Genomic DNA, 3,695 nt, shown 5'->3' with positions numbered 1-3,695 from the left:
CGATGGATGTCTTATTTATTTAAACAAGGACGGTGATTGGCCGACAAGTGTCAAAGAAAGAAAAGAACGAGTAGAACCTTTGAGTTATAAAGAATTAGCAGATTTACTTTATGAAGGTATAAAAGAAGGTTTAGAAAATGAAAACAGTAAAGCAAAGGAATTCGTTGGCGATTATATTGAAACAATTCGCTATAAACTTTTAAATCAACCAGATCCAAATATGAAAAAACCAATTATAACAAATGCCACTAAACTTTTGCTTGCTAAAAATAATCTCGAAAAACTAACTGACCAAATCAAAAACGTTGAAAAACAAAAACAAGATATTTTAAACTGGCTCTTTTTGGGTTTTAGAGAAGATTTTAAAAAACAAAAATTTGTCATAGATGATGCAGACCTCGATGGCAATAAGGATTGGATATATAGAAATGTAAATTGGAAAATAGGAAAGTTTGAAATTGGATTTTCACTATCCTATGATTTAAATCTTAATGTTGATATCGGAGTGTTTGTAAAAAGTAATGATCAGAAATCCCCTTCACATATTTCTTTTACAAATGATTTAATTCTGTTTATTATGGAAAGACTGAAAGGTAACGTTAAAAAGAAGTTTATATCTCGTTATGAGAAATTCAAGAATGAGTATCTTGCAATCAAAATTGAAGAGCCACCGAAATTTGACATTAACGATTGGGAAAATTGGGTCGAGAAAATGAGAATCGAAATGATAGAAATGACAAAAACACTTTCTCCAATCATTGATGAATTTGTAAAGTCGAAGAAAAATAAATGACCACCAACATCACCTTCCGAGATAAACAACTCGAAACAATTTTTACGAAAGTTCAAAACGGCGAACGACTGACGCTGGAAGATGGACTTGCGATGTATGCAACCAACGATTTTATTTCGCTGGGAAAAATGGCGCATTACGTCCAGCAGCAAAAAAGCGGCGACGCTGTGTATTTCGTGCTGAACAGAAAAATCGAGCCGACAAACATTTGCGTTCTCTCCTGCAAGTTCTGCGACTTCGCAACGAAAAAAGGAAAACCCGACGCGTATGAAATGACGACGGAAGAAATTCTTTCTAAATTGTCGCACGAGTTGCACGAAGTTCACATCACCGCTGGAATGCCGGCAGATTGGGAATGGGAACGTTACTTGAATATTTTGCGCGATATCAAAAAACATTTTCCGAACATTGACATCAAAGCGTTCACTGCTGTTGAAATAGATTTTTTTCATAAAAAATTTCACTTGCCGATTGAAGAAGTGTTACGACAACTTGTTGAAGCAGGATTACGAACAATGCCCGGCGGTGGCGCAGAAGTTTTTTCGGAACGTGTGCGACGACTTTTGTTCAATCAAAAAATCGGCGCGAAAGTGTGGTTGGATATTCATCGCACTGCGCACAAAATGGGAATTCCGACAAACTGCACGTTGCTTTACGGACATATCGAAACGCTCGAAGAACGCATTGTGCATTTGCTGAAACTGCGCGAGTTGCAAGATGAAACGAACGGATTTCTTTCGTTCATTCCGCTTGCGTTTCAACCCGGCGATACCAATATCAAACCGCGTTCGCAATATACTTCCGCGATTGACGATTTGAAAACGATTGCAATTTCGCGATTGATGCTCGATAACATTCCGCATATCAAAGCGTATTGGGTGATGCTCACGGAAGAAGTTGCAAGCGTTGCGCTCAATTTCGGCGCAGACGATATGGATGGAACGGTTGGTGAAGAACGAATTGCGCACGATGCCGGAGCAATTTCGCCGATGAAACTTGCGAAGAATCAACTTGTAAAAATAATTCGTGATGCGGGAAAAATTCCGGTGGAGCGCGATATTTATTACAATCCCATCAACATTTATGCGGAGAACGTGATTGGAAAAATTCCATATCTCAACGCAACCCCGTTTTACAATGTGATGGAGAAACAGCAATTTAAAATTTTACCAATTGCGCCGCGACGAATGGGAGAACTTGCGAAGCGCGAACAAATTGATGCGGGACTTTTTTCGCTTGTGGATTATCTCGAACAGGAAAACGATTTTGAATTGCTCAACGGATGTATTGCAACGCGCGACCAAGTAAAAAGTGTGATGTTATTTTCTAATTTTGTGTGGGAAGATTTGAACGGCAGACGCATTGGCATTACGGATGAAACAGCAACATCGGTTCAACTGTTGAAAGTGCTGCTCGAAAAAAAATACAAAGTGAAAGCGCGTTTTGAACGTATGCACAGTGGCGTGAATGATTATGCGCAATACGATGCCGTGCTGCTCATTGGCGATACTGCGTTGCAAGCGAAACATCATTTGTATTTCGGTTTTGAACTACTTTTCGATTTGGCAACGGAATGGTACGAATGGCAAAAACTTCCGTTCGTTTTTGCAGTGTGGGCGATGAAAAAAAATCTTTCCGACGAAAAGAAAGAAACGCTGAAAGAAATTTTGCAGCGCTCAATTGAAAACGGCGAAGACAATTTAGAAACAATCGGTCTGTATCACGGAAAAACGCTCGGTCTTTCGCAACAAGAAATTGTCGAATACTTGCAAGGATTCAATTATCATCTCGGCGAACGCGAACGCAACGCAATGCAAGTGTTTAAGTTTTTGATGGAACGAGAGCGAGAGAAAGTGGTGCAGTAGAAAGAATGTTGGTAAGTTAGTATTTTAAAGAAGAAAGTAAGCCACGAATTTTGCGAATTAGAACTAAGTAGTAATTTGTGTAATTTGTGGCAAAAAATTATGCTCCACGACATTTACAAAAAAATTAGAAACAACGAACGCATTTCTTCCGACGAAGGATTGGAAGTATTGCAACACGCAGAACTTCTTGACCTTGGCGAGTTGGCTAACGAAATTCGTTTCAGTAAAAATCCAAACAACTACGTTACGTTTGTTGTTGATTCAAACCCGAATTACACAAACGTCTGCAACATTGATTGTATCTTTTGCGCGTTCTATCGTCATCCCGGCGAAGAAGGAGTGTATACGCACAGTGTTGATGAAATGATTCAGAATTTCAAAACGTCAGCAGAGAAAGGTGTAACAACAATTTTATTGCAGGGCGGAGTTAATCCCGAACTTCCGTTTGAATATTATTTGGAAATGGTCGAGCGAACGGTGAAAGAAGTTCCGCAAGTTCATCCGCATTTTTTTTCAACTTCGGAAATAATTGCAATGGCAGAAGTTTCAAAACTCTCAATACGTGAAGTGTTGCAACAGTTGTGGAACGTTGGGATGCGAACAATTCCCGGCGGCGGTGCAGAAATTCTTTCGGATAAAGTGAAACGAAAAATTTCGAGTTCGAAAGGAACGTCGGAAGATTGGTTGAACGTGATGAGAGAAGCGCATCGCATTGGTTTTAAATCAACAGCAACTATGATGTACGGGCATATTGAAACGGATGAAGATATAATGATTCATCTTGAAAGCATTCGCAAGTTGCAAGATGAGTTTCACGGATTTACGGCGTTTGTTCCGTGGAGTTTTAAGCCGGGAAATACGCCGCTCGAAAAAATTATTCCGCAGTATGCTTCGTCGTCGCGGTATTTGCAAATGATTGCATTCAGCAGAATTTATCTCGATAACTTTCAACATATTCAAGCGTCGTGGTTTTCGGAGGGAAAAAAGACGGGACAAATTGCGTTGCATTTTGGCGGCGATGATTTTGGCGGAACGTT

Annotated in this window: 2 protein-coding genes; both read left to right on the top strand. The window is 39.7% G+C overall.

Annotation, left to right across the window (positions count from 1 at the left end; translation table 11 throughout):
• Nucleotides 1-789: 789 nt before the first annotated feature.
• On the top strand, nucleotides 790-2,658 hold the full coding sequence (mqnE, locus tag FJ218_11090; GenBank protein MBM4167445.1) for an aminofutalosine synthase MqnE: 1,869 nt from the start codon (nucleotides 790-792) through the stop codon (nucleotides 2,656-2,658).
• A 99-nt stretch (nucleotides 2,659-2,757) separates the two neighbouring features.
• Nucleotides 2,758-3,695 (top strand): CofH family radical SAM protein (locus FJ218_11085; protein MBM4167444.1); only part of this gene is annotated, 938 nt, incomplete at its 3' end.

Source organism: Ignavibacteria bacterium, assembly GCA_016873775.1.
In the GTDB taxonomy this organism is placed as follows: Bacteria; Bacteroidota; Ignavibacteria; order UBA10030; family F1-140-MAGs086; genus JAGXRH01.
Note: the sequence above shows the minus strand (reverse complement) of the source record. Positions and strands in the feature narration are given on the sequence as shown.